This is a genomic window from Sinorhizobium sp. P24N7 (assembly GCF_042436655.1).
Taxonomy (GTDB): Bacteria; Pseudomonadota; Alphaproteobacteria; order Rhizobiales; family Rhizobiaceae; genus Sinorhizobium; species Sinorhizobium meliloti_A.
Map to the genome: position 1 here is coordinate 247,835 of NZ_JBHMIW010000004.1, position 25,744 is coordinate 273,578.

Sequence of the window (25,744 nt, forward strand, 5' to 3'; positions counted from 1 at the left end):
TCGTGTCAACCGCATGACGGGGATTTTGCCGCCTGTCCCCGCCTTCCATGGCGTCCCGGTCAGAGCAGGCGGGTGCAGTGCCCCATCTTGCGGCCGGACCGCGCCTCGGCCTTGCCGTAGAGATGAAGGAGCACATTGCGCTCGGCAAGCAGGTCCGGAACGCGGGCGATGTCGTCGCCGACGAGGTTCTGCATCACGCAATCCGAATGGCGCGACGGGTCGCCGAGGGGCAGGCCTGCAATCGCGCGGATATGCTGCTCGAACTGCGAAACGACGCAAGCGGCCTCCGTCCAGTGGCCGGAATTGTGTACGCGCGGCGCGATCTCGTTTGCGACGACGCCGCCGTCGGCCAGAACGAAGAACTCGACACCGATGACGCCGACATAGCCGAGCGCGTCGAGAATGGCGGTTGCCGCCTTGCGGGCGGCCTCCGTGGTCGACCCGCCGACGGATGCGGGCACGGTCGATGTGTGGAGAATGCCGTTGCGATGCACATTTTCGGCAGGATCGAAACAGGCGGTGGTGCCGTCGGGCGCGCGTGCGGCGATGACCGAGATCTCCCGGTCGAACGGCACGAAGCTTTCGAGGATCAGCGGGACCTGTCCGAGCGCCATATAGGCACCGGCCGGATCGTCGGCAGCGGAACGGAAGACGCGCTGGCCCTTGCCGTCGTAGCCGAGCCGGCGGGTCTTGAGCACGCCGGCCCCGCCGAAGTCCGCAAGGGCGGCCTCCAGATCAGCCTGGCTGTCGACGGGATGGAATCCGGCGGTGGCGATGCCGCAGCCGTTGATGAAGCGTTTCTCGACGAGACGGTCCTGCGCGACTTCCAACGCCTTCGGCGGCGGGAAGACCGGCCGCGAACGGGCGAGTTGCTCGGCGGCCGAGACCGGGACGTTCTCGAATTCGTAAGTGATGAGATCCGCCACCCGCGCAAGCTCGTCCAACGCGCGCGGATCATCATAGGCGGCAATGATCTGGTCGTTCGCCACCTGCGCCGCCGGACAGTCCGGCTGCGGCTCGAGCACCACGGTGCGGAAGTTCAGGCGGGCAGCGGCCATGGCCAGCATGCGGCCAAGCTGGCCGCCACCGATGATGCCAATGGTCTTCATGCCTCGTCTACCGGATATTCCGCGACCGATACGGTCTGCTGTTCGCGCCAGTCGTCGAGACGGTCGGCAAGATCCTCGTCACCGAGCGCGAGCACGGCGGCGGCCAGAAGTGCCGCATTGATGGCGCCCGCCTTGCCGATCGCAAGCGTGCCGACCGGAATGCCGGCCGGCATCTGCACGATCGACAGCAGGCTGTCCTGGCCGGAAAGCGCTCTCGACTGGACCGGGACGCCGAAGACCGGAAGCGGCGTCATGGCCGCGCACATGCCGGGAAGATGCGCCGCACCGCCGGCGCCGGCGATGATCACCTGGAACCCCTCGTCGCGCGCGCCCTTGGCGAAGCGGACCAGGCGGTCGGGCGTGCGATGGGCGGAAACGATCCGGGCTTCGTAAGCGATGTCGAGCGCCTCGAGCGTGTCGGCCGCGTTCTTCATCGTCTCCCAGTCCGACTGGCTTCCCATGATGATGGCGACGGGCGGGGGCGTAGTATCGGTCACGTCTCGATCCATTTCAGGCGATGATGTCGGGAATGATCTGGTCTTCGATCTTGGTGATCTTGTCCTTGATGGCCAGTTTCTTCTTTTTCATGCGCTGGACGCGCAAGGCGTCGCAACCCGTCTGGATCATCGCGTTGATTGCCGCGTCGTAGTCTTCGTGTTCCTGCCTCAGGCGCGCGATAGTCAGTCTGAGTTCGGCCTGGTCCTGGTCCGGCATGCAAAGCGATCCCCATAAGCCCGGCTTCGCCGATCCGCGATCCGGAAATTCCTGCGTCGCTCTACCACATCTTGGTTAGCGACGGGAAGTTACCCGGCGTCATCATTTCGCCTTCGACAAATGAAAAATGGCATGGCACATTAAAAAGGTTTCAACCATGGAACATCCGGCATTTGCGTGCCGGATGCAAGCTAAAGGGAAGGGACTGCCAATGACCATTGAGGCTCATCTTGCAACGCTTGAGAAAAAACATGGCGTCCTTGAAGAGGAGCTACACGAGGCTCTGAACTCTCCGTCCTGCGAGGACGAACTGATCAGCGAACTCAAGCGACGGAAGCTGCGCATCAAGGACGAAATCGAAAGACTCCGTTCCTCGACGCACTGAGCGTGAACGGTACTCCCGATTGTATCGGGACGCATCGCCAAGCGGAACTGCAGAGGCGATGCAACGATAGGGTCAAAACAATCCCGAAAAGATAGATTGCATTGCTTGACCGGACCAAGGTCCGGTCGGCTTTGCGCGGCCGAACGGAATGCATCAGGACCAGAATTGGTCCAGCCACAGGTTGAGCCGGTCGAAGCCCGGCTTGTTGATCGCGTATATCCGCCGTGTGCCGCTGGTCGAAACTGATACCAGACTGCAGTCCAGCAGGGCTTTCAGATGCTGGGAGACGGCGGGCCGGCTGATCGGCAGACCTTCGGCGAGCTCGTTGACAGTTCTTGGCGCGCGCCTGAGTTCCTCCAGCAGATGGCGCCGGTTCGGATCCGCAATGGCATCGAATGGGTCCGCGATCGTCATGCGCGGACGTTAGGCGAATTCCCCCGGAGCGGCAAGAAAATTGTGCGGTGCGAAATGTGCTTCGCACGGCAGCACCCGCTACACTCCTCCCGATACGATGCTCCGGAGCCCATCCCATACGAGCTTCGAGCCGGCGAGGAAGGCCATCGTGTACATGAAGGGATAAAAGACCTGCGGCTTCATCCGCCGGACGGTCCAGGCGCCGCAGGCGGTCGCGACCATGGCCAGCGGGAAGAGGGTTGCCGAGGTCTTGAGATTGCTGAGATCGAGTTGGCCAAGGGCGAAATAGGGGATGAGCTTCACCGCATTGAGGGTCGCGAAGAAGCGCACGATGGTGCCGGTATATTCGCGCGGCGCGAGCTTCAGCGGCAGTGCGTATATCTGGAAGGGCGGACCGCCGGCATGGGCGACGAAGCTGCCGTAGCCGGCGAAGGAGCCCCAGAGCGCTGCCGGACCGGCGCGCTGCGGTTTCGGCTGGATGGGCGGACCATTGCGGCTGCGCCACAGGGTGTAGACATAGCGCAGTACGAAGACGACGGTGATGAGCCCGATGATCAGCCTCAGCGCATCGCGGGGCACATAGGCGGACGTGGCCCAGCCGACCGCGATGCCGGCGAGGGCGCCCGGGAGGAGCATCACAAGGGTTTGCCGATCCCCGTGCTTGCGCCAGATCAAAAGGGAAACGATGTCCATGGCGATGAGGATCGGCAGGAGCAGCGCCGCGGCCTGTACGGGCGAAACGACCATGGACAGGATCGGGACGCCCATCAGCGACAGGGCCTCGCCCATGCCCCCCTTGGACAGGCCAACGAGCACGACGGCCGGAACGGCAACGAGATAGAAGTCGATGTCGGGAAGCATTGGCGGCGGTTGATCCTTTTGTCATCTCCGTCTATCGGTTTTCCGCAATGAAATCGAGTGCCGGCTTCCGGCCCGAAGCGAGATCGCCAGGATTGACCCATGAGCAACATTGAAGACCGCTGCCGCCTCGTGCTGGTCGTTCCGGACATCGCAGATAGCGCGGAACGCGCGAAACTCGTCGGCGAGGCGCTGAGGGGCGGCGACGTAGCGTCCGTGATCGTGCCGCAATACGCGCTCGGCGATGCGGATTTCCAGAAGCATGCGGAAGCGCTCGTACCGGTGATCCAGCAGGCCGGCGCCGCGGCCTTGATCGAGGGCGACACGCGCGTCGCCGGACGGGCGAAGGCGGACGGTCTCCACATCGCCGGCGGTCCGGATGCGCTTGCCGATGCGATCGAGCGGCATGCGCCGAAGTTGATCGTCGGCGGTGGCAACGCCACCGACCGTCACCATGCGCTCGAGATCGGCGAGCTGCGGCCCGATTACGTTTTCTTTGGCCGCACGGATGGCGACATAAAGCCGGAGGCGCATCCGAAGAACCTGGCACTCGCCGAATGGTGGGCGTCGATGATCGAAATTCCCTGCATCGTCATGGGCGGCACGGATCCGCAATCCGCGCTTCCGGTCGCCGAAACCGGTGCCGAGTTCGTTGCGCTCCGCCTTGCCGTATTCGGCGAGGCCGGTCAGGCGCCGTCGGTGGTTGCGGCGGTCAACGCATTGCTTGACGAAAAAGCGCCACGGTTTGAAGGTTAAGACCTGCCGATGGTAATCCGCTCTCTCGTCAAATCCAGCCGGCCCGCAGCCCTTGCCGCCGCGATGCTTCTTGCAGTCGCGCCCGCCGTGGCTCAGCAACCGGTCGCGCCTGCGCCGGCCGACGAGGGCAGCGCGTCGAAGCGCGGGCGGATCACGCCTTTCAACGGCGCGGTCCTGCCGGAGGATGCGGAGCGCAAACCGGCAACGGCCGCTCCGGAAAAGCCGAAGCCCGGCGACGGCAGTGCGCCTTCGAAGGGCGTCACCGTTTTCGATCGCATGGGAGCCGAATTGCCGGCTCTTCCCGAGGAAAAGCCCTTCACCGGCAAGATCGACGAAGCCTACGGCGCCTTCCAGCGAGGTTACTATCTGACGGCGATCGACCTTGCCTTGCCGCGGGCCCAGCTCGGCGACCCCGCCGCCCAGACGCTTGTCGCCGCGATCCTGGAACAGGGTCTCGGCGTTGCACGCGACGCCAAGGCGGCGGCGTTCTGGTACGGCCAGGCGGCGAACAATGGCGACCCGGCGGCCATGTTCAAGTATGCCCTGATCCTGATGGAGGGCCGCTACGTCAAGCGCGACAGGAAAAAGGCCGACGAACTGATGAAGAAGGCTGCCGATCTCGGCAACGCCTCGGCCCAGTTCAACTACGGGCAAACGCTCGTGGCCGACATGCCGGGCGAGCGGGGGCTGAAGGCGGCGATGCCCTATTACGAGAAATCCGCCGAGCAGGGCATTGCGGATGCGCAGTATGCGCTCTCGCAGATCTATCTCAATGTCGACGGCATAGAGGAGAGCAAGCGGGCCCGTGCGCGCGAGTGGTTGCTCAGGGCGGCGCGGGCGGGCTATGATACCGCCCAGCTCGACATTGCCATCTGGCTGATCGAGGGTATTGCCGGCGACCGCAATCTCGAAGAGGGGTTTGCCTGGATGAAACGCGCCGCCGAAAGCGGCAACGTCGTCGCCCAGAACCGGCTTTCCCATCTCTACGTCAATGCCATTGGAACCCGTCCGAACCCGGTGGAGGCGGCAAAGTGGTACGTGCTCTCGCGCCGGGCCGGCCTCAAGGACGATGCGCTCGAGGATTTCTATCTCGGCCTCAACGAAACGCAGCAGAAATCGGCGCTGGCGGCGGCAAACAAATATCGCTCGACCTGACACGCCCGGCAGACCCGATCTATTTCGCTTGAACTTCCGGGGTTTTTGTGGTCTTGAAGCCCCGGTTTTGTCTGCGGCCTCCCACCCCTGTGCCGCCGCGGACGGAGTGACATCTCACTCGGTTTTTTGACGACGGTTCTCCTGCCCGCACTTCGAGCTGCGGCCCGCATGCGGACTGTCAGACAGGTTCAATGTCCGGTCGAGCGGTCTCGGCCGGCCTTCGCTAGAGGAATTGCCGTATGGCCCGCTCCGCCCTTCTCAATGTCATGGTCCAGGCTGTCTTCAAGGCCGGCAAGTCGCTGGCACGCGATTTCGGCGAAGTACAGAACCTGCAGGTTTCCTTGAAAGGACCGGCCGACTACGTTTCGCAGGCGGACCGCAAGGCCGAGCGGATCATCCGTGAGGAGCTCATGAAGGCTCGCCCGACCTACGGCTTCCTCGGCGAGGAGGGCGAGGAGATCAAGGGAACGGACGGCGCCCATCGCTGGATCGTCGATCCGCTCGACGGAACCACCAATTTCCTGCACGGCATTCCGCATTTCGCGATCTCCGTCGCGCTCGAGCGCCAGGGCGAGATCGTCGGCGCGGTCGTCTTCAACCCGGCGACGGACGAGCTCTACACCGCCGAGCGAGGCGGCGGCGCCTTCCTGAATGATCGACGCCTACGCGTCGGCGCGCGCAAGGCCCTCTCCGATGCCGTGATCGGGACCGGCACGCCCCATCTCGGCCGCGGCAATCACGGCAAGTATCTGGTCGAGCTGCGCCACGTCATGGGCGAGGTCGCCGGCATTCGCCGCATGGGCTCCGCCTCGCTCGATCTCGCCTATGTTGCGGCCGGCCGCTTCGACGGCTTCTGGGAACGGGACCTTGCCGCCTGGGACATGGCTGCCGGCCTCTTGCTCATCCGCGAGGCCGGCGGGTGGTCCACCGATGCCGAAGGCGGCAGCAAACCGCTGGAAGCAGGTTCGATCGTCTGCGGCAACGAGCATATCGCAAAGGCGCTTCGCGAGGTGATCCAGCGCCCGATTCCGTCCAAGTAACGGCAATATAGTTCGCCCGGAACGGTGCAACGTTTCCGGGACGGCAACATGCATAAAACAGCAAGCTGAAGCGTGCCGTATGAATTCGATTTGAATGCGACGCGCTTTAGGGCCGTACCCTTTGTTTTCCCTTCAATTCGGCGCAAACTTCCACTAGTCTCCGGGCCAATACGGATGGCCTGCGGCCATCGGCAGCACCGCTCTTCGATCGTCTCCGATTCGGGAATGGTGCAGCGATTCAGAGTGATGCGGCCGCCCTCTTGTTCGTCGGACAGGCGCGGAAACTGCCGCAAAACCGGGAGACTGGCGAACTTATGGCGAAACTGAATCTGTCCGGGTGGCGCGATCGCGAAGACGTGGAGGAGGACTACGGTCCGCACAAGCTTTCGAGCCCGATGCCCTATTTCTGGACGATGGTCCTTTTCCTGATCATCGTCGGTTTCGTCGCTGCGATCCTCTTCCGGCAGGCTAGCGAGGCCTTCGCCGGCAATCCCGGCCTCAACGGGCTGATCCTGGGCGTGCTCGTGATCGGTATCCTGCTGGCGTTCAACCATGTCCTCAGTCTGAGACCCGAGGTTCGCTGGTTCAACTCCTTCCGTGCCGCCGGCAGCGCCGATAAAGTCGGGCGCGATCCGGTGCTGCTTGCGCCAATGCGTGCTCTCATCGGGGGACGCCAAACGACGGCAATCTCGACGGCCGCGCTCCGGTCCATCCTGGATTCAATCGCTGCGCGCCTCGACGAGTCGCGCGACATCACCCGGTATCTCGCCGGACTTCTCGTTTTCCTCGGCCTGCTCGGCACGTTCTGGGGCCTGCTCGGCACCATCGGTTCCATCAACACCGTGATCCAGTCGCTGGATGCGGGAAGCGGCAGCACCGACGATCTCCTGAGCTCCCTCAAGAGCGGCCTTTCGGCGCCTCTCACCGGCATGGGAACGGCGTTCTCCGCCTCGCTCTTCGGTCTTTCCGGTTCGCTCATCGTGGGCTTTCTCGATCTGCAGGCGGGACGCGCGCAGAATCGCTTCTATACGGAGCTCGAGAATTGGCTTTCGTCGGTAACCGACGTCAGCTCCGGTTTTTCCTCGCCGGGCGACATGACCGACGGCGCTCCGGTGGAAGAGCTGCGGCGGCTCACCGACCAGCTTACGCGCCTGACGCATGACGGCGGCGTGAACCAGCGCACCACCGCGGCCATGGCGAGCCTCGCCGAAGGCATCCAGGGCCTCGTCAAGAACATGCGCGGCGAGCAGCAGATGCTGCGCGACTGGATCGAGGCGCAGCAGGAGGAAGCCAAGGCGATGCGCAAGACGCTCGACCGGCTGACGGCGCGCATCGGCCAGGCCGACCGGATCACCGTGCAAAGCGAGAAGGCCGCAGGACAGGCGAAGCTCAGCCGCATCGAAGACGGCGGAGGGGATTGACCATGGCGCTTTCCCGACGCCGCGATCCGCGGGCGATCAACTACTGGCCGGGCTTCGTCGACGCACTCTCGACGCTGCTCATGGCGATCATGTTCCTGCTCAGCGTTTTCGTCACCGCGCAGTTCCTGCTCGGCCGGGAGATCAGCGGCAAGGACGAGGTGCTCAACCGGCTGAACAGCCAGATCAACGAACTCACCCAGCTCCTGGCGCTCGAGAAAAGCGGCAAGCAGGATCTCGAGGATTCGCTCGCCAACCTGCAGGCGTCGCTTTCACAGTCGGAAGGCGAGCGGTCCCGCCTGCAGGCCCTGCTCGACCGGGGCGCCGGCAGTGCCGAAGTCGCCGACGAAAAGATCGGCCGGCTTGGCTCCGAGCTCGAAAACGAGCGGCAGGTCAGCGCCCGGGCCATGAGCCAGATTGAACTCTTGAACCAGCAGATCGCAGCGCTTCGCAGCCAGATCGCCGCCATCGAAGGCGCACTCCAGGCATCGGAGGCGAAGGACGACGCCTCCCAGGCCAAGATAGCCGATCTCGGCCGCAGGCTGAACGTCGCCTTGGCGCAGCGTGTCCAGGAGCTCAACCGCTACCGTTCGGACTTCTTCGGCAGGCTGAGGGAAATCCTGTCGGATCGGGAAAATATCCGCATCGTCGGCGATCGTTTCGTCTTCCAGTCGGAAGTGCTCTTTCCATCGGGCGGCAGCGACCTGAACCCGGAAGGGCAGGCCGAGATGGCGAAACTTGCGACAGCCCTTCTCGACCTTGCCAAGGAGATCCCGGCGGAGATCAACTGGGTGCTGCGCGTGGACGGGCACACGGACGACGTTCAGCTGTCGGGGATAGGGCGCTTCCGGGACAATTGGGAACTGTCGTCCGCCCGCGCGACGTCCGTCGTCAAGTTCCTGATCTCGAAAGGCGTCCCGGCCGACCGGCTGGTGGCGGCGGGCTTCGGGGAGTATCAGCCCATCGCACCGGGCGAAAGCCAGGAAGCACGCGCGCAGAACCGCCGCATCGAGCTCAAGCTCACGGAGAAATAGGCGCGGGCGAGCCGACGAAGAGTGCTTCTGCGCCGTGATCAAACTGGAGCCGCGCGAGCTTCGCATAAAGCCCGCCCTGGCGGATCAGCGACTCGTGGGTTCCTTCCTCGACGATACGGCCGTGCTCCATTACCAGAATGCGATCCGCCTTGAGCACGGTGGCGAGCCGATGGGCGATGACGAGCGTCGTGCGCTCCTGCATCAGGTTCTCAAGCGCCTTCTGCACCAGCGTTTCGCTCTCCGCATCGAGCGCCGAGGTCGCCTCGTCGAGAAGAAGGATCGGAGCATTTTTCAGGATGGCGCGGGCGATTGCGATGCGCTGGCGTTGACCGCCCGAAAGGGTCACCCCGCGCTCGCCGACCAGCGTGTCGTAGCCCTGGTCCAGCCTGCCGATGAACTCTTCGGCCTGCGCTGCGACGGTGGCGGCGCGCACCGCTTCACGGCTTGCGTCCGGCACGCCGAAGGCGATGTTGTCGTGCACCGAAGTGGCGAAGATGGTCACGTCCTGCGGCACGATCGCAAGTCTCTCCCGCAGATCCTCGGGATCGACGGCGCGTATGTCCGTACCGTCGACGCGGATGGTGCCTTTCGCCGGGTCGTAATAACGCAGGAGCATCGAGAAGACCGTGCTCTTGCCGGCGCCGGACGGGCCGACGATGGCCACCGTCTCGCCCGGTCTTACCGCGAAGCTCAAGCCCCGGAGGCTCTTATAGTCCGGCCGGGCGGGATAGGCGAAGTGGACACCGTCGAACTCCACCGCACCGGCGGCAGGGACGGGCATTGCGACCGGATGCTCGGGCGCCCCGATCTCCGGCACTTCGCTCAGAAGCTCGTTCAGACGCTCGGCGGCCCCCGCCGCCTGCGAGAGCTCTCCCCACACTTCCGAGAGTGCGCCGAGGCTGCCTGCCGCAAAAACGGAATAGAGCAGGAACTGACCGAGCGTCCCGGCGGAAAGCGAGCCCGCCAGGACGTCCCGCGCACCGAACCAGAGCACGGCGACGACGCTTCCGAAGACCATGGTGATGGCAAAGGCGGTCAGCACCGAGCGCGCTTTGGTCGCAGCGCGCGCGGCGCGATAGGCAGCCTCCACAGCGCTGCCGTAGCGCGAGCGCGCGCTCTCCTCACCGTTGAAGGCCTGCACGGTGCGGGTGGCGGCGATCGCTTCGCCGGCATAGGCAGAGGCGGCCGCGAGCATGTCCTGCGCTTCGCGGGAACGCCGGCGTACCGAGCGTCCGAAGCCGACGAGGGGGAAGACGATGAGGGGGATCGCCGCAAGCACGAGGCTCGAAAGCTTCGGGCTCGTATAGACCATCATGCCCATTGCGCCGAGACAGAGGATCAGGTTGCGCAGCGCCACCGATGCCGTCGCACCCACCGCCGACTTGATCTGCGTCGCGTCGGCCGTCAGCCGCGAGACGATTTCGCCGGACTGATTGACATCGAAGAATGAGGCCGAGAGCTGCATGACGCGTGCGAAGACGTCGCGTCTGAGGTCGGCGACGATGCGCTCGCCGAGCGAGATCACGAAGTAATAGCGGGCGGCACTGGCAAGGGCGAGGACCACTGCAAGCACCATCAGCATGGAGAAATAGGTGTTGATGAAGCCGGAATCGGAGCTGGAGAAGCCGTGATCGATCATCCGTCGAACGGCCAGCGGCAAGGTCAGCGTGGTGGCCGCTGCGACGGTCAGAGAGACGGCGGCGCCGATGGCGAGGCCACGGTAACGCGAGAGATAAGGCAGCACGGTTGCGAGCGGGCGGATGGACCTGCGCGCCGGCGGTTGTTTTTCTTGTCTTGGCACGTAGCCCCCCGTTCGCCTGTCACGGGGCCACAGGCCTGTGCGCCGCCGAGGCGCCAGAGCTGTGCGACTGCGATCTGCTGCAGCCCCGGACCGTGCCGATCCGACGGACCATACAGAGATCACAAGTCTTCCGCGCGGCACTTGTTATCCCGCAGACCTTCATGTATAGGCACGGCATCGAATTGGGAAGCCGCGGCCCAAGAGCGGTCTGCGGCTTCATTTACGTGTTCGGTCCCAAAGTCGCAATGCCTTGCGACAATTGGACCCTGGAACTCTAGGAAGATTGTTATGAAGGCAGACATCCATCCCGACTACCACACGATCAAGGTTGTCATGACCGACGGCACCGAATACGAAACCCGCTCGACCTGGGGTACGGAAGGTGCGACCATGAACCTGGAAATCGACCCCAAGTCGCATCCGGCCTGGACCGGCGGCAACCAGCAGCTCGTCGACCGCGGCGGCCGCGTCTCCAAGTTCAAGAAGCGCTTCGAAGGCCTCGGCCTCTGATTCAGCCGCTCGACAGCGTGTTTCGAAGCCCGGCATTGCCGGGCTTTTTTGTTGGCTGCCGCTCTTTCCTGCCGGCTTCGGGCAGGTGCTTTGTCGCTAAAGTCGTCCGTGCATGCATCCTCGGGCTTGACCCTGGGCTTGACCCGAAGATCCAACCGCAATCACGCCCGCCAACAAAAAACCCGGCACATGGCCGGGCTTTGGCTTACAGCGGCAGGGTTCTGCCTCGCTCAACTCGCTCCGAAGGCCGTCTGCAGCAGCTTTATCTGCGCCTTGACGCCGTTCTGGTTGTCCGGAACGAAGGTCGTCGCTTCCTGCGGCCGATAAATCTCGCGGTCGAGCAATGCGACCCGGTTCTGCAGCCGGAGCGACCGCTCGATGAGCTCGCGGAAGCTCTCCGGCAGATCGTTCCAGCCCGGCGCGCTGCGGTCGACGTTGAAGCTGTCCAGTCGCACCTTGCTCTTTTCCGACAGCACCTGCTCGCGGCTCATCTCGCCATTGTTGACGGCGCGCTGCAGCAGGAGCCATGACGCCATCTGCATCAGCCGGGTGGTGAGGCGCATCGACTCGGCAGCATAGAGAACGGATGCCATGCGCGGCAGCACCTTGGCGGCGGTGCGTCCAGGGCCATCGAGATAGCTTGCCGTTTCCTCGACCAGGCCCATCCCTTCAGCGTAGAGCGCCTTGAACTGCGCCGAAGACGCAGCGTGACCGGCGAAACTGACGGTATTCAATCCTCTTTCGGACATGCCTGTATTCCCTGGTTCCAACGCATCACAACTGTCAGGAAACGGGCGGCTCTGGGAAAAGTTTCCTGAGGCCCCTCCATGCTCGAAGAATGATCCCATACCGCATTCCGCGCAAGAGCATTCTTAAGAAAGGGTTAATCTCCACACTTCTTTGGAGGCCGCCCTGTCGCAAAGCAAAAAAAGAGCCGCGTGAAGCGGCTCTCAAGGTAAAACAGGGAGAAAAATCAGACCCATTCGCCAGTCGGTGAAATTGTCTGAGTCCGGAAGGACCGGATGCTCGGACAATCGCAGAAAATGCTTAATTTGCGGTTAAAGCCCAAGCATTCTTCTGGATTAAAAGTCCGCAATCATTCCAGCCCGCGCTCACCGGAAAAGGCTTTCGGCGGCCGAACGGCTCGCCGACTTGCGCTGTCTTTCCGCTTCGAGCCTTGCAATTTCCTCCGTCAGAAGCGCGATGCGCGCGGTCAGTTCGTCCACGGAGAGCAGCGAAAGATCGCTGCCGATCTCGTGCTCGGTCTTCTTTTTCGGTTGGTCATCGTCAAACAGGCTCATTCGATCTCTCCTCTTCCTGGGGATCGTCGGCGCCTTCGTCCGGCAGTTCCTCCAGCGGAGCCGCACGCGGCGAGAGCTGCAGGCTCTCCGGCGTCGTCGCCGTGCCGGCATTGACCGGCGAGAAGTTTTCGCGCTCGGCCGCGGGCACCGGTGCGCGCCGGCGGCTGCGGACGATCGCATAGGCAGTGATGAGCATATGCGCACAGGCCGTGATCATGAAGAGGCCATAAGGCCCGCTGGCGGTCATTATCGGCCCGCCGATCGTCGGGCCGATAATCGTGCCGATGCCGTAGAGCAGCAGGAGCCCGCCCGAAACCTTCACGAAATCCTCGGGGGTCGCGAAGTCGTTGGCGTGGGAAACCGCGATCGGGTAGAGCGCATTGGCGGCTGCGCCGTAGATCGCGATCAACGTCAGAACGATCCAGACCTGGCCGGGCTCGACGAGGAAGATCAGGAGGCCGGCGAAAGCGCCGACCCCGGCGAGCGCGGCAAGCACATAGCGGCGGTCGATGCGGTCGGAGATGCGGCCGGCCGGCAGTTGCATGACGGCGCCCGAGAAGATCGCCACGCTCATCATCGCCGCGACGGTGCTGTCCGACAGCCCGGCCTGGCGGCCGAAGACCGCGCCGAGCGTGCCGAAGGCGCCGTTGGCGATGCCGATGAGCAGGATGCCGAGGAAGGAAACCGGCGAATTGCGGTAGAGGCCGCGCAGGTCGAGGCGGACCTGTTTCAGCGGCTGCGGCGAGGCGGCCCTGGACAACAGCGTCGGCAGCATCGCTACGCAATAGAGAATGCCGCAGATCATGAAGAAGAAGGTCGTGGACGTCTCGCCGAAGGGAATCATCATCTGGCCGCCGACGACGCCGAAAAGGGTGATGGCGATATAGAGCGAGAAGATCACGCCGCGGCTCTCATTGGTGGCGCGCTCGTTCAACCAGCTTTCGATGATCATCGACGTTCCGGCAGTGGAGAAACCCGTCACCGCGCGCAGCGCCAGCCACCAGACCGGGTCGATCAGAATGCCCGTCAGCAGCGAAACGATGGCGATCAGGGCCGTGAACACGCTGAAGGCGCGCACATGCCCGATGCGCTTGACGACATTCGGAGCGAAGAAGCAGCCAAGCACGAAACCGGTGGCCCAGAGCGTGCCGAACAGACCGAGGATGGTTGTCGGATAGCCCTCCGCGGTGCCGCGCACCGGCAGGAGCAGGCCCTGCAGACCGTTTCCGAGGAAGAGAAACAGGGTGCCAAGCAGCAGCGCGGCAACGGGAAGCAGGTTATTTCTCATCGTCCACCCGGAATTCGTTCGCCCTTCGGCGTGTCGTGACGAGGACCGCCGCTCTGCCGATGGAAATCAATACCACCGGTCATTGCAAATCGACGGCGAAAACAATAGCCCTCTATGCGACGAAAAGTGACGTCCGTATGACGTCGCTCCCATTGCAGCGGATCTTCCCGGAAATGAGCGAATGTCAAAGGCACTGACGGTTCTCCTGCTGCTGGCCATGTGCGTCCAGCTCATCAAGCCGCTCGGCTATCCGGGACTGAGGCAGCGCCGCGATTTCTGGAAGATTGCCGTCTTCGCCATCGTCGTGATGATGGTCACGGTGCTCGTGCGTCCCTGAGCCTCCTGCGTGCCGCACGAGATTTAGAAATCCGGCGGCTTCGGCGTTCCTTGAGAAACAGCAACTTGGGAAAGGGCCGCGCTATTGTCGCGCTCAAGTTGCTCTATCTCCGCACGACATGACGACAGGAAAAGGTTAAATTACCGTGCTCGGCCACAAGATGAAGATCGAGGCTCTGTTGGAACGTCGTCTCACCGCCATTCTCGCAGCCGATGTCGTGGGCTACAGCCGCCTCATGGGAGCGGATGAGGCCGGGACGCTCGCGGCGCTGAAGCGCCATCGCCGCGAGCTGCTGGAACCAAAGATCGCCGAACATAAAGGCCGAATCGTCAAACTGGCGGGAGACAGCATGCTCGTCGAGTTTTCGAGCGTGGTGAACGCTGTTGCCTGTGCCGCTGCGATTCAGCGCGGTATGCTCGCCTGCAACGAAGGCTTGCCGAAGAGCAGGCGCATCGAACTCAGGATCGGCATTCATCTCGGCGACGTGATCGTCGAGGACGGCGACATCTTCGGCGATGGCGTCAATGTCGCGGCGCGCCTCGAAGGGCTCGCCGATCCTTCCGGCATCGCCGTTTCTGCGTCCGTACGGGACCATGTCGGCTCGAGACTCGATGTCGGTTTCATCGACAAGGGCGAATACAGCCTGAAGAACATCGCATCGACCGTCCGCGTCTATACGGTGTCGCTCGGCGGCAATTCGCTCGGCAAGCGTGGGGAGCCGTCCGGCGTCGTCGACCGCGGCTACGAATTATCGATCGCCGTCCTGCCCTTCACCAATATGAGTCATGATCCCGAGCAGGAATATTTCTCCGACGGCATCACAGAGGATGTCATCACCGACCTTTCGAAGATTTCGCGCCTGCACGTCGTCGCCCGCAACACCGTCTTCACTTACAAGGGCAAGTCCGTGAAGGTTAAGCAGATCGCCCATGAACTCGGCGTTCGCTTCATCCTCGAAGGCAGCGTGCGCAAGGCGGGCGGGCGCGTGCGCATCACCGGCCAGTTGATCGACGCGCAGACCGGCGGGCATCTGTGGGCCGACCGCTACGACCGCGATCTGACGGATATTTTCGCTATTCAGGACGAGATCACTCATGCCATCGTCGACCAGCTCAAGATAAAGCTTCTGCCGGAGGAAAAGAGAGCGATCGAAAGCGACCCGACGACCTCGGTCGAGGCCTATACGTACTATCTCCGCGGTCGTCAGTTCTCCCATACGTGGACCCGGCCCTATCTGCTGCTCGCACGCCGCATGTTCCTGAAGGCCGTCGAACTCGACCCGAACTATGCGCGTGCCTATGCCGGCATCGCCGAGTGCGAATGTGCGATCAGGGACTGGCACGAAAAGGAGTTCCCGCTGGAGAGCATACTCGACATGAGCGCCAGGGCGCTCGCGCTCGATCCGAACCTGGCGGAAGCGCATGCCTCGCGCGGGCTCGCATTGAACCACCACGGCCAGACGGAAGAGGCAAGCCGTGAGTTTCTGCAGGCTCTGGCGCTCGATCCTTCGCTCTATGAGGCGAATCTCTATTATGGCCGTTTCCTCTTTGCGCAGGGCCGATTCCGGGAAGCGATCGGGTTCTTCGAGCGCGCGGCGGAAATCCGGTCGGACGATTACTTTTCGCCGATCCATTTGATGGGTTGCCATCTGTCCCTTGGTATGGAGACCGAGCGCCAGCGCTGGGCGCGGATCGGCATCGAAAGAGCGCAAAGCGCAATGGAGCGGAACCCCGAAAATGCCAGCCCGGCGCATCGCGGTGCATTGGCGCTGGCGCATATGGGCGAGGCGGAACGTGCGAAAGAATGGGTATCTCGCGCGCTGGCGATCGATCCGGACGATATCGTCGCGCGGTACAATGCAGCCTGCGTCCATTCGCTCCTCGGTGAGGGCGAGCGCGCGCTGGAACTGCTGGAAACCGTGGTGCCGCTGAGCTCCAGCTACCATGTCCAGTGGTTCAACCAGGATCCGGACCTGGACCTCATACGCGACGATCCGCGCTTCCGCGCGCTCCTCGACGCGCTCACAGAGTGCAAGGTCGGGAGGCGCTGAACATTCCGGCGATCAGATCAAGATCTCCCCGCGCATCGCCGAAACGCAGTCGCCCGAGACGCTGACGTTGCGGACTGTGCCGTTCCTCTTGTCGACACCGACCGTGATGAGGCTGCGGCGGCCCATTTCCACGCCCTGTTCGATGACGAGTTCGGCCTTCGCGTCGGCCTCGGGAAGCAGCGAGACGAGGTAAGCGCCGAGCGCCGCCGAAGCGCTGCCGGTTGCCGGGTCCTCGATGACGTTGTCGAGCGGAGCGAACATGCGTGCCCTTATATGGCCGGGCCGCTCGCGCGTATGGGCATAGAGAAACAGGCTGAAGCTGTCTTCCGCAAGCGGATAGCGGCTATTCGCCTCCTCGAAGGCCGAGACGTTCGGCCGCGCTGTCGAAAGGGCATCGACGTCGCGCACCTCGGCGACCGAGAAGGGCAGGCCGACCGAAATGCGCACCGGCGGATGAGTTCGGTCGACGAGGTCGTCCTGGCGCAGCGATGCGCAGGCGGCAATCGTCGCGGCGTCTATGGCGGGTCCGATTTGCAGCGCCTGCGGGGCGACGATCCTTGCGCCCGTGACGATGCCGTCACTGCCGAGAAGAGTGACTTCGACAAGGCCCGCTTTTTCCTCGAAACGCAATGCGCCGCCCGGCTTGCGGCCGAAGACTTCCCGTTGCCGGCCGAGCACGAAGGCCGTGCCGACATTCGGGTGGCCGGCGAAAGGCACTTCGGTCGTCGGCGTGAAGATGCGCACGCGCGCGGTGTTCTCCGGATTTTCGGGCGGAAGGACGAAGGTGACTTCGGAATAGCCGAACTCCGTGGCGATCGCCTGCATCTGGGCGTCGCTCAAGACCCGTGCATCCGGGATGACGGCAAGCTGATTGCCGGCGAAACGGTCGGTCGTGAAGACGTCGACGGTAATGAAGGAGACGGTGTTCATGGTGCCCTCCGGTCGGTCGCAGATGGCGTAGATTTAAAGTCGTCGCCGGCGCCGCTGAACAGCGAACTTGTCTCCCTGACAATTGTCGAGGCAGCAAGGCGGCGCCATAAAAAAGGCCCGGCGGCATCGCTGTCACCGGGCCTCTCCTCGCTCTCTCTAACTATTCTGGCGCTCAGGCGGCTTTTTCGAAGTCCTTCGTCCAGCTTCCCTTGGCGGCGAGGCTGCACATCTTGGCGCGATGGGCGAAGGCGCGCTGCCCGGCCGCGACGTTTTCCGACTTGCCGCCCCAGGCATTGAGCGCTTCCTGCTGCAGTGCCCGGCCATAGGAGAAGGTAAGCTTCCAGGGCAGGTCGTGCGCCGCGTTCATGGCTGAAAGGTGCGCCGTCGCCTCTTCGGTCGACTGGCCGCCGGAGAGGAAGGCGATGCCGGGAACAGCCGCCGGAACGGTGCGCTTCAGCACCTTGATGGTGCGTTCGGCGACCTCATCGACGGACGCTTTGCGCGCCTTCTTGCCGTCGATCACCATGCTCGGTTTCAGGATCATGCCTTCGAGGCTGACGCGGAGTTCGCCAAGTTCCTCGAAGACGGTGCGAAGGACCCATTCGGTGACCTCTTCCGAGCGCTCGATCGAGTGATCGCCGGGGGCGCCATCCATCAGCACTTCCGGCTCCACGATCGGTACGATCTTCGCCTCCTGGCAGAGCGCGGCATAGCGGGCGAGCGCATGGGCATTGGCCCTGATCGCGCCCCAGGTCGGAAGAGCGTCGGAAATCGCAATCACGCCCCGCCATTTGGCGAAGCGGGCGCCGGCTTCATGATATCTGGCAAGGCGGGCGGCGAGCCCGTCGAGGCCTTCGGTTACCGTTTCGTTCGGGAAATGGGCCATCGGCTTGGCACCGGTGTCGACCTTGATCCCCGGAATCGAGCCCGCGTTGCGGATGACGTCGGTCAGGGGCGTGCCGTCGGCAGCCTTCTGGAACAGTGTTTCCTCATAGAGGATGACGCCGGAGATATACTCGCGCATCGCATCGTCCGAGCGCAGCAGCATCTCGCGATAATCGCGGCGCGACGTCTCGGTGGACTCCAGGCCGATGCTGTCGAAGCGCTTCTTGATCGTCGCGGTCGACTCGTCGGCCGCAAGCAGGCCGCGGCCGTTTGCCACCATGGCAACCGCAATGTCTTCCAGTCTTTCGCTCATATTCTTCTCCTACACGCAGCGCTGACCAGCAATCGGAACAGCGAATGAAACCAATCTCGGAGCGAGGCGCAAAACCGTCTTTCGCGCCTCGGGAACAAAGCCGCGTTAACAGAAGATACCGTGCGGGAAAATGGCAGTAAAACGGGCTAAAACGATTTAAATAATTTTAATCGTTTGAAATATCGTAATTATTTCGGGTGGCTTGGTTCCGGCGCGAAGGTGCATGTTACCTGCACGACGAGGCGTTCGAATCTGGATCAACTTGTCGGGATTTAGTCATCGAGGCGATAGGCGCGTCGCATGAGTAATTCAATGCGACGCACCTTGCATGCAGAGCACCGTAGCCGGGCTCAGTTCCGCTGCCGGAGAATATCGACGCCCGGCAGGGGCTTGCCTTCCATCCATTCGAGGAAGGCGCCGCCGGCGGTCGAGACATAGGTGAAATCGTCCGCGACCTCGGCATGGTTGAGCGCTGCGACCGTGTCGCCGCCCCCGGCGACGGAGACGAGCGAGCCTGCGCGCGTGCGGGATGCCGCGTGTTTCGCGGCTGCCACGGTCGCCCTGTCGAACGGCGCGATCTCGAAGGCGCCGAGCGGACCGTTCCACACGAGGGTTTCGGCGCGGGAGATCCATTCGTTGATGGCATCGATCGATTTCGGCCCGACGTCGAGCACCATGGCGTCGGCAGGGATGGCGTTGATATCGACGGCCTCGTTGTCCGCACCGGCCTTGAACTCACGGGCAACGACGCCGTCGACCGGAAGAACGATTGCGCATCCCGCTTCCGAGGCGGCCGCGAGGATGGCCTTGGCGGTCTCCGCAAGATCGTGCTCGCAGAGCGACTTTCCGACATCGACGCCTTGCGCCGCGAGGAAGGTGTTGGCCATGCCGCCCCCGATGACGAGCGCGTCGACCTTCTTCACGAGGTTCTGCAGAAGGTCGATCTTGGTCGAGACCTTGGCGCCGCCGACGATCGCAACCACCGGGCGCTTCGGATTGCCGAGTCCCTTTTCAAGCGCTTCGAGCTCCGTCTGCATGGTGCGGCCGGCATAGGCGGGAAGGTGATGAGCAAGCCCTTCGGTCGAGGCGTGGGCGCGATGTGCGGCGGAGAAGGCGTCGTTGACATAGATGTCGCCATTGGCGGCGAGCGCCGTCACGAAGTCCGGATCGTTCTTCTCCTCGCCTTTGTGGAAGCGGGTATTCTCGAGCAGCAGCACTTCGCCGTCGTTCAATTCGGCAATGGCGTTGGCGGCCTTGTCGCCGATGCAGTCGGCAGCGAAATAGACGCGCTGGTCGAGAATCTCCTCGACGGCGGGGGCGATCGCCTTCAGCGACATGCCGGCGACGGGCTCGCCCTTCGGCCGGCCGAAATGCGCGAGCAGAACGACTTTCGCGCCCTTCTCGGAGAGTTCGCGAATGGTCGGCGCCACGCGCTCGATGCGGGTGGTGTCGGTCACCTGATTGTCCTTGACAGGCACGTTCAGATCGACGCGCACGAGAACGCGCTTGCCGGCGATGTCGGTCAGATCGTCGAGAGTCTTGAAAGTCATCAGATGGTCTCCGGTGATAGTCTCTGGAATAGGGTAGGGTAGTCGATGACGAGGCCATCCTCGTCCACTGGCAGGTCCGCCGTGAAGCTGCCGTCCGCCGCCTCGTAACGGTAGAGCTTGCCGTCGTCGAGGCAGGTGTAATGCTGACCGTCGACGGTCGGTTCGAAGCTGTCGAAGGGCACGTAAAGCATGTCGAGCCTGGCGGTGCCGGATTGCCGGGTGAGGCCCAGGCGGCGGATCGGCAGCGTATTCGTAAAGGGCGTGCCGGCGAGGTCGATATCGACGCAGCCGTCGAATTGCGGCAAGGCCGTTCCGTCTGCTTTGCGCCAATGGCCGTGCCCATCGGACATGAGGTGCAGCCTCAGCCCTTGGGTCGTCTCTATGAGAAAGGAAAAGACGCGCCAGGCGGCATCGCAGTCGATCCGGTAGCGGACGCCATAGGCGCCGCGTTCGCCGATGAGAACGCTTTCGGCGCGGATGGCCGCGCCGAGCGATGTGTCGAAAGTCCTGAGCGTCAGATGTTCGAGCCCTTCCCCTTCGAGCGGGCGCCAGCGCACCGTCGTTGAGGAAAGGGCCCGGAACATCGGTCTTAGAGAAGCTTGCTCAGGGCAACCGCCGTATCCGCCATGCGGTTCGAGAAGCCCCATTCATTGTCGTACCAGGACAGGATCGACACGAACTTGCCTTCCATCACCTTGGTCTGGTCCATGTGGAAGACCGAGGAATGCGGATCGTGGTTGAAGTCGACCGAGACGTTCGGCTGAAGCGTGTAGCCGAGAACGCCCTTGAGCGGGCCGTCGGCGGCAGCCTTGATAGCGGCGTTGATCTCTTCCTTGGTCGTCTCGCGCTTGGCGACGAATTTCAGGTCGACCACCGAGACGTTCGGCGTCGGCACGCGCACCGAGATACCGTCGAGCTTGCCCTTGAGCTCCGGCAGAACGAGGCCGACCGCCTTGGCCGCACCCGTGGAGGTCGGGATCATCGACAGCGCCGCGGCGCGGGCGCGGTAGAGATCCTTGTGCATCTGGTCGAGCGACGGCTGGTCGTTGGTGTAGGAGTGGATCGTGGTCATCATGCCGTGATCGATGCCGATGGCATCGTGCAGCACCTTGGCGACCGGTACCAGGCAGTTGGTCGTGCAGGATGCGTTGGAGATGACGAGATGATCCTTCGTCAGCTTGTCGTGGTTGACGCCGTAGACGACGGTCAGGTCCGCACCGTCGGCCGGGGCCGAGACGATGACGCGCTTGGCGCCGGCTTCCAGGTGAGCGGCTGCCTTGTCACGGGCGGTGAAGATGCCGGTGCACTCCATCGCGATGTCGACGCCGAGTTCCTTGTGCGGCAGTTCCGCCGGATTGCGGATCGCGGTCACCTTGATCGGCTTGCCGTTGTTGATGACGATCGCGTCGCCGTCGACCTTCACGTCGGCCGGGAAGCGGCCGTGGATGGAATCGAAGCGCAGCAGGTGAGCATTGGTCTCGACCGGACCGAGGTCGTTGATGGCAACGACTTCAATGTCGGTGCGGCCGGATTCGACGATGGCGCGGAGAACGTTACGGCCGATGCGGCCAAAACCGTTAATGGCGACTTTCACTGTCATATCGGGTCTCTCCCTGTCAGAATGCGTGGGGTGGAAAGGAGGGCATCGGGGAATGTCCTCCTGGCTTGATCAGGACAGCTTGGCTTCGGCGGACGCAACCACGACTTCTGGCGTAATGCCGAAGTGCTTGTAGAGATCCTTGTAGGGGCCCGAAGCACCGAAGCTCGACATGCCGATGAAGATGCCGTCATTGCCGATGAAGTGGTCCCAGCCCTGGCGGATGCCGGCTTCGACGGCAATCTTGACCGGCGACGTGCCGATGATTGCCTGCTGGTAGTCTTCGCTCTGCTCGGCGAAAAGCTCGAAGCAGGGGACGGAGACGACGCGCGTCGCAATGCCCTTGGCGGTCAGCGTCTGGCATGCCTTGACGGCGATCTCGACTTCCGAGCCGGTGGCGAAGATCGTCACCTGCGCATCGCTTGCGGAGATCAGGTCATAGGCGCCGCGGGCGCAGAGGTTCTGCTCCTCATATTCGGTGCGCACCGCCATCAGGTTCTGGCGGGTGAGCGCAAGACCGGAGGGGCGCTTGCGGTTTTCCAGGGCAAGCTGCCAGCATTCGGCGGTCTCCGTCGCATCCGCGGGGCGGAACATCAGAAGGTTGGGGATGGCCCGAAGCGCGGCCATGTGCTCGACCGGCTGGTGGGTCGGCCCGTCCTCGCCGAGACCGATGGAATCATGCGTGAGCACGTGGATGACGCGGATGCCCATGAGCGCGGCAAGGCGGATCGACGGGCGGCAGTAATCCGAGAAGATCAGGAAGCCACCGGAATAGGGGATGAGGCCGCCATGCAGCGCCATGCCGTTCATTGCGGCCGCCATGCCGTGCTCGCGCACGCCGTAGTGGATATAACGGCCGGAGAAATCGTCCGGGGTGATGGAGTGCGTCTGGCTCGTCTTGGTATTGTTGGAGCCGGTCAGGTCGGCGGAGCCGCCGATCGTCTCGGCAAGTACGCCGTTGATGACTTCCAGCGCATCCTCCGAGGCCTTTCGCGTCGCCGGCGAGGGCTTGGTCTCGGCAAGCTTCTGCTTGTAGGCGCCGATCGCCGAGGCGAGGCTGCCTTCGAGCTCCCCGGAGAAGCGGCGGACGAACTGCGCCTTCTTCTCCGCCTCTGCGGCTTCGAGCCGCTCTTCCCATTCCTTGCGCGCCTTGGCCGACCGCAGGCCTGCGATGCGCCAGGCGTCGAGCACGTCGGAGGGAACCGTGAACGCTTCGGCTTCCCAGCCGAGCGCCTTGCGGGTGGCGGCGATTTCCTCGGCGCCGAGCGGGGAGCCGTGGACCTTGTGCGTGCCGGCCTTGTTCGGCGCACCGAAGCCGATCACGGTCTTGCAGGCGATCATGGTCGGTTTGTCGGACTTCTGGGCTTCCTCGATCGCGGCGGCGATCGCTTCGGGATCATGGCCGTCGATGGCGATCGTGTGCCATTTGCTGGCGCGGAAGCGGGCGTGCTGGTCGGTCGAGTCGGCAATGGAGATCGGACCGTCGATCGAGATGTTGTTGTCGTCCCAAAAGACGATCAGCTTGTTGAGCTTCAGGTGGCCGGCAAGCGCGATCGCTTCCTGACTGATGCCTTCCATCAGGCAGCCGTCGCCGGCCAGCACATAGGTATAATGCTCCATCAACTCGCTGCCGAACTCCTCGCGCAGCTTGCGTTCGGCGATCGCCATGCCGACGGAATTGGCAATGCCCTGGCCGAGCGGACCGGTGGTCGTCTCGATGCCGGCGGCGTGGCCGTATTCCGGATGGCCCGCCGTGCGCGAACCCAGCTGGCGGAAGTTCTTGATCTCGTCGATGGTGATGTCGTCGTAGCCCGTGAGGTAGAGCAGCGAATAGAGCAGCATGGACCCATGGCCGGCCGACAGGACGAAGCGGTCGCGGTTCGGCCAGGCGGGGTTTTTAGGGTCGAAGCTCAGATAGCGGGTGAACAGCACTGTTGCGATATCGGCGGCGCCCATCGGGAGGCCGGGGTGGCCGGAATTTGCCTTCTCGACGGCGTCCATGGAGAGGAAGCGGATTGCATTCGCCATCCGGTCGTGTTTTTCGCGAGAGATCATGACTGTTCCGTTTGCGTTCGGTGGTCAGGGGACGGTCTCTATCCTCCAAAGACCGCATGAGAAGCGGCAGACACATAGCAGGTGCGTGAGCCGAGTCAATAAATACGGGCCCTCCGCGACCAAATGCGGCGGCCCCCGCGCGGTCCCTCTCGAACGGCAGGAACGCCGCCGGCCGGTTGCCGGTTCGGGAGGCGAAATCGACCATCCACAGCTTCCGCAGTTCAATGCCGCGCTTGGCATTGTTGAGACTTGCGTAATAGGTTTAAAAAGAAAAGGGCCGAAGTGATGAAAGCTCTACGATTCGGCCTTGGAGCGAGGCCCGTCCAGGCAAGGTGCAAGCGCTCCGCACTTTGTTTTAGGGCAGGGCGAAGCCGCTCCCCCTAGAGAGGTATCTGAAGACATGCCGGCAAAGACGGTCAAGGCGGCGATCGACGAGTTGCGCAACGCGGTTCAGTCACTTGAAATCGCGATCGACGGCCGCTTCGACAAGGAAAAGGATGTGAGCGAGTTCGAAGGCGAGGTCAGGCGGGTCAATGAGGACCGGTCTCGCCTGGCACAGGAACTCGACCAATCCCAATTCCGCGCCAACCGGTTGGAAGAGGTCAATCGCGAGGTATCCCGTCGTCTCGTGACGGCGATGGAGACCATTCGCGCGGTGCTGGATCGCTGAGGTTCTGAACGTATGGCGCAGGTGACGGTAACGATCGACGGCAAGGCCTATCGCATGGCCTGCGAGGAAGGGCAGGAAGAGCACCTCGGCGACCTCGCGACCAGGTTCGACCAGTATGTCGGCCATCTGAAGGCCCAGTTCGGCGAAATAGGCGACCTCAGGATCACCGTCATGGCAGGCATCATGGTCATGGACGAGTTGAGCGAGGTCAATCGCCGGCTGAAGAGTATCGAGGCCGAAGTGGACGATCTGAAGAGAGGCCGCGACACCGCGCTTTCGGATCACACGAGAAGCGAGGAGGCGCTTGCCTCGGCGCTCGGTGAAGTGACGGCGCAGATTCAGGACATCGCCGCCAAGCTCAACGGGCGGCCGACTCCCCCGGCAAATTGAGTCCGGCCTGCGATTTCGCAGAAATTATGCAGCTCCACGGCATCCGGCTCTGGTGAAAAGCCCCGGGACGCTCTATATCTGCCGGGCGATCTGCGCTTCCCGACAGGAACCACAATCCCCGGGGCCATACACGATCTCAAGGGAACTGTCCCTGGCCGGACCCGTGGGTCCGGGCATACGGTGCCCACCTACCTAGTAGGTACCCGGGATCGTAAACTCTCCATCGGTCGTCGTGGATCGCACTTCTTCCCTTTCCTTCTCGCTCGGTGCCCGGAACGCGCGGCGGATTGCATCCGCCATCGCGTCGACCGTCGGCGACCGGTTCCCGCGTCTCGTCCGCAGCACGACATTCGACATATCGATGATGCCGAAGCCATCCGCCTCGGTAAGCTCGCGGCAGCCGGGCGGTATGGTGCTTCGCGACAGGGGCGCAATGGCGAGGCCTGAAACGACGGCGGCGATGAGCCCGCCGCTCGTGCGGCTCACATAGGCGACGCGGTTCTCGATATTCCGGGTCGTCAGGCTGCGCAGGGCCAGGTCGTCGCACCAGCCGCCTTCCGCATAGGTATAGGTCGCGATCGGCAGGGGCTGCCGCAAATGGGTGCCATGCTGCTCGGAGGTCGCCCAAACGGTTGGGTTTACCATCAGAACCTCGCTGCGGGTTCGCCCGCCCGGCTCGAAGACGACGGCGATGTCGAGTTCTCCGGCCGCGAGCGCTGCCGAGTTGGCCATGGAGGTTTCCTGACGCACCGTCACTTCGACGCCGGGATGAATGGCCGCGAAAGCGCCGAGCGCCTTCGGCAGGGTGGAGTTGACATATTCCTCGGAAATCCCGATCCGGACGGACCCGTCGAGCGCCGGTGAGCGCATCGCCGCAGCCGTATCGTCGAGAAGGGTAACGATACGGCGTGCATTGTCGACAAGGCGCCGGCCTTCACCGGTCAGTATCACGCCACGCGAATGGCGTTCGAAGAGCGCGGATCCGATGAGATCCTCAAGCCTGCGGATCTGCATGCTGACGGCCGATTGGGTTCGCCGCACAAGGTCGGCAGCGCGTGTGACATTGCCGGTGTCGGCCACCGCGAGGAAGGTTCTGAGCAGGTCGCTGTCGAGCGGTGCTGTCATGTCGTTGCCATAAGAAACGCTGATGACAGGCATGGTTGCAATTCATTTGTCACATGTCA

Annotated in this window: 26 protein-coding genes, 1 other RNA gene and 1 pseudogene; 12 read left to right on the plus strand and 16 right to left on the minus strand. The window is 63.3% G+C overall.

The features are described from left to right. Window positions 1–59: 59 nt before the first annotated feature. From ACFHWW_RS08620 to ACFHWW_RS08630, 3 genes are read right to left on the minus strand one after another with little or no spacing between them, the layout of a single operon-like run. Window positions 60–1,109, minus strand: coding sequence for a 5-(carboxyamino)imidazole ribonucleotide synthase (locus tag ACFHWW_RS08620; RefSeq protein WP_379937994.1), 1,050 nt, complete (start codon window positions 1,107–1,109; stop codon window positions 60–62). After that, window positions 1,106–1,618 carry a 5-(carboxyamino)imidazole ribonucleotide mutase gene (gene purE, locus ACFHWW_RS08625; RefSeq protein WP_018096802.1) on the minus strand — a complete coding sequence of 171 codons (513 nt, stop codon included), beginning with the start codon at window positions 1,616–1,618 and terminating at the stop codon, window positions 1,106–1,108. Before purE ends, ACFHWW_RS08620 begins: the two co-directional genes overlap by 4 nt. Before the next feature lies 1 nt (window position 1,619). Then, window positions 1,620–1,823 carry a YdcH family protein gene (locus ACFHWW_RS08630; RefSeq protein WP_003536028.1) on the minus strand — a complete coding sequence of 68 codons (204 nt, stop codon included), beginning with the start codon at window positions 1,821–1,823 and terminating at the stop codon, window positions 1,620–1,622. Window positions 1,824–2,034: 211 nt separating this feature from the next. Here ACFHWW_RS08630 and ACFHWW_RS08635 point away from each other — a divergent pair, with 211 nt between their 5' ends. After that, window positions 2,035–2,208, plus strand: a complete 174-nt coding sequence (locus ACFHWW_RS08635) for a YdcH family protein (RefSeq protein ID WP_003536026.1) — start codon at window positions 2,035–2,037, stop codon at window positions 2,206–2,208. A 153-nt stretch (window positions 2,209–2,361) separates the two neighbouring features. On the opposite strand, the gene ACFHWW_RS08640 is transcribed toward ACFHWW_RS08635, so the two are convergent. Then, a complete protein-coding gene (locus ACFHWW_RS08640) occupies window positions 2,362–2,622 on the minus strand; it encodes a helix-turn-helix transcriptional regulator (protein WP_100672955.1) in 261 nt (86 codons plus the stop codon). Between the two features lie 78 nt (window positions 2,623–2,700). Next, window positions 2,701–3,483, minus strand: a complete 783-nt coding sequence (locus ACFHWW_RS08645; RefSeq protein ID WP_018096804.1) for a sulfite exporter TauE/SafE family protein — start codon at window positions 3,481–3,483, stop codon at window positions 2,701–2,703. A gap of 99 nt (window positions 3,484–3,582) precedes the next feature. Here ACFHWW_RS08645 and ACFHWW_RS08650 point away from each other — a divergent pair, with 99 nt between their 5' ends. The 5 genes from ACFHWW_RS08650 to ACFHWW_RS08670 all read left to right on the plus strand — a co-directional run bounded on the left by ACFHWW_RS08650 (window position 3,583) and on the right by ACFHWW_RS08670 (window position 8,883). Further along, on the plus strand, window positions 3,583–4,236 hold the full coding sequence (locus ACFHWW_RS08650) for a thiamine phosphate synthase (RefSeq protein WP_100672957.1): 654 nt from the start codon (window positions 3,583–3,585) through the stop codon (window positions 4,234–4,236). 9 nt (window positions 4,237–4,245) lie between these two features. Then, window positions 4,246–5,391, plus strand: coding sequence for a tetratricopeptide repeat protein (locus tag ACFHWW_RS08655; RefSeq protein WP_379937995.1), 1,146 nt, complete (start codon window positions 4,246–4,248; stop codon window positions 5,389–5,391). A 239-nt stretch (window positions 5,392–5,630) separates the two neighbouring features. Then, entirely contained in the window at window positions 5,631–6,431 is an 801-nt protein-coding gene (locus ACFHWW_RS08660) for an inositol monophosphatase family protein (RefSeq protein ID WP_018096807.1), read from the plus strand. Window positions 6,432–6,745: 314 nt separating this feature from the next. Next, window positions 6,746–7,852 (plus strand): MotA/TolQ/ExbB proton channel family protein, encoded by a 1,107-nt coding sequence (locus ACFHWW_RS08665; protein WP_100672959.1) that lies wholly within the window; start codon window positions 6,746–6,748, stop codon window positions 7,850–7,852. Window positions 7,853–7,854: 2 nt separating this feature from the next. Continuing rightward, a complete protein-coding gene (locus ACFHWW_RS08670; RefSeq protein WP_018096809.1) occupies window positions 7,855–8,883 on the plus strand; it encodes a peptidoglycan -binding protein in 1,029 nt (342 codons plus the stop codon). Here ACFHWW_RS08670 and ACFHWW_RS08675 read toward each other — a convergent pair. Further along, complete coding sequence (locus ACFHWW_RS08675; protein ID WP_379937996.1) at window positions 8,870–10,684, minus strand: ABC transporter transmembrane domain-containing protein; 1,815 nt, start codon at window positions 10,682–10,684, stop codon at window positions 8,870–8,872. The two genes, ACFHWW_RS08670 and ACFHWW_RS08675, sit on opposite strands and share 14 nt — an antisense overlap. Before the next feature lie 288 nt (window positions 10,685–10,972). On the opposite strand from ACFHWW_RS08675, the gene rpmE reads away from it, so the two are divergent. After that, a complete protein-coding gene (gene rpmE / locus ACFHWW_RS08680) occupies window positions 10,973–11,194 on the plus strand; it encodes a 50S ribosomal protein L31 (protein ID WP_010970183.1) in 222 nt (73 codons plus the stop codon). Between the two features lie 230 nt (window positions 11,195–11,424). Here rpmE and ACFHWW_RS08685 read toward each other — a convergent pair whose 3' ends face one another. The 3 genes from ACFHWW_RS08685 to ACFHWW_RS08695 all read right to left on the minus strand — a co-directional run bounded on the left by ACFHWW_RS08685 (window position 11,425) and on the right by ACFHWW_RS08695 (window position 13,783). Then, a complete protein-coding gene (locus ACFHWW_RS08685) occupies window positions 11,425–11,943 on the minus strand; it encodes a DUF1465 family protein (RefSeq protein ID WP_100672962.1) in 519 nt (172 codons plus the stop codon). A gap of 363 nt (window positions 11,944–12,306) precedes the next feature. Beyond that, window positions 12,307–12,495: a DUF1192 domain-containing protein gene (locus ACFHWW_RS08690; RefSeq protein WP_018096816.1), complete on the minus strand. Its 189-nt coding sequence runs from the start codon at window positions 12,493–12,495 to the stop codon at window positions 12,307–12,309. Continuing rightward, a complete protein-coding gene (locus ACFHWW_RS08695; RefSeq protein ID WP_100672964.1) occupies window positions 12,482–13,783 on the minus strand; it encodes an MFS transporter in 1,302 nt (433 codons plus the stop codon). Before ACFHWW_RS08695 ends, ACFHWW_RS08690 begins: the two co-directional genes overlap by 14 nt. A 181-nt stretch (window positions 13,784–13,964) precedes the next feature. Here ACFHWW_RS08695 and ACFHWW_RS08700 point away from each other — a divergent pair, with 181 nt between their 5' ends. Both ACFHWW_RS08700 and ACFHWW_RS08705 read left to right on the plus strand, forming a co-directional pair. Continuing rightward, on the plus strand, window positions 13,965–14,120 hold the full coding sequence (locus ACFHWW_RS08700; protein WP_018096818.1) for a hypothetical protein: 156 nt from the start codon (window positions 13,965–13,967) through the stop codon (window positions 14,118–14,120). 145 nt (window positions 14,121–14,265) lie between these two features. Then, entirely contained in the window at window positions 14,266–16,170 is a 1,905-nt protein-coding gene (locus ACFHWW_RS08705) for a TPR end-of-group domain-containing protein (RefSeq protein WP_100672965.1), read from the plus strand. Window positions 16,171–16,182: 12 nt separating this feature from the next. Here the strand turns inward: ACFHWW_RS08705 and ACFHWW_RS08710 are convergent, their stop codons facing one another. From ACFHWW_RS08710 to tkt, 6 genes are all read right to left on the minus strand, one after another. Continuing rightward, a complete protein-coding gene (locus tag ACFHWW_RS08710) occupies window positions 16,183–17,100 on the minus strand; it encodes a PhzF family phenazine biosynthesis protein (RefSeq protein WP_379937997.1) in 918 nt (305 codons plus the stop codon). A 172-nt stretch (window positions 17,101–17,272) separates the two neighbouring features. Continuing rightward, window positions 17,273–18,298, minus strand: a complete 1,026-nt coding sequence (locus ACFHWW_RS08715) for a class I fructose-bisphosphate aldolase (protein ID WP_018096821.1) — start codon at window positions 18,296–18,298, stop codon at window positions 17,273–17,275. A 350-nt stretch (window positions 18,299–18,648) separates the two neighbouring features. Then, entirely contained in the window at window positions 18,649–19,848 is a 1,200-nt protein-coding gene (locus tag ACFHWW_RS08720; protein WP_018096822.1) for a phosphoglycerate kinase, read from the minus strand. Beyond that, on the minus strand, window positions 19,848–20,432 hold the full coding sequence (locus ACFHWW_RS08725; protein ID WP_379937998.1) for a putative glycolipid-binding domain-containing protein: 585 nt from the start codon (window positions 20,430–20,432) through the stop codon (window positions 19,848–19,850). Before ACFHWW_RS08725 ends, ACFHWW_RS08720 begins: the two co-directional genes overlap by 1 nt. 5 nt (window positions 20,433–20,437) lie before the next feature. Beyond that, window positions 20,438–21,448, minus strand: a complete 1,011-nt coding sequence (gap, locus tag ACFHWW_RS08730) for a type I glyceraldehyde-3-phosphate dehydrogenase (protein WP_018096824.1) — start codon at window positions 21,446–21,448, stop codon at window positions 20,438–20,440. Between the two features lie 69 nt (window positions 21,449–21,517). Beyond that, the gene (gene tkt / locus ACFHWW_RS08735) at window positions 21,518–23,500 is read right to left on the minus strand and encodes a transketolase (protein ID WP_018096825.1); all 1,983 of its coding nucleotides are present in this window, start codon (window positions 23,498–23,500) and stop codon (window positions 21,518–21,520) included. A 400-nt stretch (window positions 23,501–23,900) separates the two neighbouring features. On the opposite strand from tkt, the gene ACFHWW_RS08740 reads away from it, so the two are divergent. The 3 genes from ACFHWW_RS08740 to ssrS all read left to right on the plus strand — a co-directional run bounded on the left by ACFHWW_RS08740 (window position 23,901) and on the right by ssrS (window position 24,803). Beyond that, window positions 23,901–24,170, plus strand: a complete 270-nt coding sequence (locus ACFHWW_RS08740) for a DUF4164 domain-containing protein (protein WP_018096826.1) — start codon at window positions 23,901–23,903, stop codon at window positions 24,168–24,170. A gap of 12 nt (window positions 24,171–24,182) precedes the next feature. Beyond that, window positions 24,183–24,560 carry a cell division protein ZapA gene (locus ACFHWW_RS08745; RefSeq protein WP_100672970.1) on the plus strand — a complete coding sequence of 126 codons (378 nt, stop codon included), beginning with the start codon at window positions 24,183–24,185 and terminating at the stop codon, window positions 24,558–24,560. An 84-nt stretch (window positions 24,561–24,644) separates the two neighbouring features. After that, window positions 24,645–24,803, plus strand: a non-coding RNA gene (ssrS, locus tag ACFHWW_RS08750) — 6S RNA. Between the two features lie 90 nt (window positions 24,804–24,893). Here ssrS and ACFHWW_RS08755 read toward each other — a convergent pair. Further along, a pseudogene (locus ACFHWW_RS08755) lies at window positions 24,894–25,718 on the minus strand (LysR family transcriptional regulator); the annotation flags it as partial. Between the last annotated feature and the right edge of the window lie 26 nt (window positions 25,719–25,744).

What these genes read in the sequence shown, in the direction of transcription:
- ACFHWW_RS08620 (WP_379937994.1), bottom strand. Translation starts at nt 1,109, where the DNA reads ATGAAGACCATTGGCATCATCGGTGGCGGCCAGCTTGGCCGCATGCTG.
- purE (WP_018096802.1), bottom strand. Translation starts at nt 1,618, where the DNA reads ATGGATCGAGACGTGACCGATACTACGCCCCCGCCCGTCGCCATCATC.
- ACFHWW_RS08630 (WP_003536028.1), bottom strand. Translation starts at nt 1,823, where the DNA reads ATGCCGGACCAGGACCAGGCCGAACTCAGACTGACTATCGCGCGCCTG.
- ACFHWW_RS08635 (WP_003536026.1), top strand. Translation starts at nt 2,035, where the DNA reads ATGACCATTGAGGCTCATCTTGCAACGCTTGAGAAAAAACATGGCGTC.
- ACFHWW_RS08640 (WP_100672955.1), bottom strand. Translation starts at nt 2,622, where the DNA reads ATGACGATCGCGGACCCATTCGATGCCATTGCGGATCCGAACCGGCGC.
- ACFHWW_RS08645 (WP_018096804.1), bottom strand. Translation starts at nt 3,483, where the DNA reads ATGCTTCCCGACATCGACTTCTATCTCGTTGCCGTTCCGGCCGTCGTG.
- ACFHWW_RS08650 (WP_100672957.1), top strand. Translation starts at nt 3,583, where the DNA reads ATGAGCAACATTGAAGACCGCTGCCGCCTCGTGCTGGTCGTTCCGGAC.
- ACFHWW_RS08655 (WP_379937995.1), top strand. Translation starts at nt 4,246, where the DNA reads ATGGTAATCCGCTCTCTCGTCAAATCCAGCCGGCCCGCAGCCCTTGCC.
- ACFHWW_RS08660 (WP_018096807.1), top strand. Translation starts at nt 5,631, where the DNA reads ATGGCCCGCTCCGCCCTTCTCAATGTCATGGTCCAGGCTGTCTTCAAG.
- ACFHWW_RS08665 (WP_100672959.1), top strand. Translation starts at nt 6,746, where the DNA reads ATGGCGAAACTGAATCTGTCCGGGTGGCGCGATCGCGAAGACGTGGAG.
- ACFHWW_RS08670 (WP_018096809.1), top strand. Translation starts at nt 7,855, where the DNA reads ATGGCGCTTTCCCGACGCCGCGATCCGCGGGCGATCAACTACTGGCCG.
- rpmE (WP_010970183.1), top strand. Translation starts at nt 10,973, where the DNA reads ATGAAGGCAGACATCCATCCCGACTACCACACGATCAAGGTTGTCATG.
- ACFHWW_RS08685 (WP_100672962.1), bottom strand. Translation starts at nt 11,943, where the DNA reads ATGTCCGAAAGAGGATTGAATACCGTCAGTTTCGCCGGTCACGCTGCG.
- ACFHWW_RS08690 (WP_018096816.1), bottom strand. Translation starts at nt 12,495, where the DNA reads ATGAGCCTGTTTGACGATGACCAACCGAAAAAGAAGACCGAGCACGAG.
- ACFHWW_RS08695 (WP_100672964.1), bottom strand. Translation starts at nt 13,783, where the DNA reads ATGAGAAATAACCTGCTTCCCGTTGCCGCGCTGCTGCTTGGCACCCTG.
- ACFHWW_RS08700 (WP_018096818.1), top strand. Translation starts at nt 13,965, where the DNA reads ATGTCAAAGGCACTGACGGTTCTCCTGCTGCTGGCCATGTGCGTCCAG.
- ACFHWW_RS08710 (WP_379937997.1), bottom strand. Translation starts at nt 17,100, where the DNA reads ATGAACACCGTCTCCTTCATTACCGTCGACGTCTTCACGACCGACCGT.
- ACFHWW_RS08715 (WP_018096821.1), bottom strand. Translation starts at nt 18,298, where the DNA reads ATGAGCGAAAGACTGGAAGACATTGCGGTTGCCATGGTGGCAAACGGC.
- ACFHWW_RS08720 (WP_018096822.1), bottom strand. Translation starts at nt 19,848, where the DNA reads ATGACTTTCAAGACTCTCGACGATCTGACCGACATCGCCGGCAAGCGC.
- ACFHWW_RS08725 (WP_379937998.1), bottom strand. Translation starts at nt 20,432, where the DNA reads ATGTTCCGGGCCCTTTCCTCAACGACGGTGCGCTGGCGCCCGCTCGAA.
- gap (WP_018096824.1), bottom strand. Translation starts at nt 21,448, where the DNA reads ATGACAGTGAAAGTCGCCATTAACGGTTTTGGCCGCATCGGCCGTAAC.
- tkt (WP_018096825.1), bottom strand. Translation starts at nt 23,500, where the DNA reads ATGATCTCTCGCGAAAAACACGACCGGATGGCGAATGCAATCCGCTTC.
- ACFHWW_RS08740 (WP_018096826.1), top strand. Translation starts at nt 23,901, where the DNA reads ATGCCGGCAAAGACGGTCAAGGCGGCGATCGACGAGTTGCGCAACGCG.
- ACFHWW_RS08745 (WP_100672970.1), top strand. Translation starts at nt 24,183, where the DNA reads ATGGCGCAGGTGACGGTAACGATCGACGGCAAGGCCTATCGCATGGCC.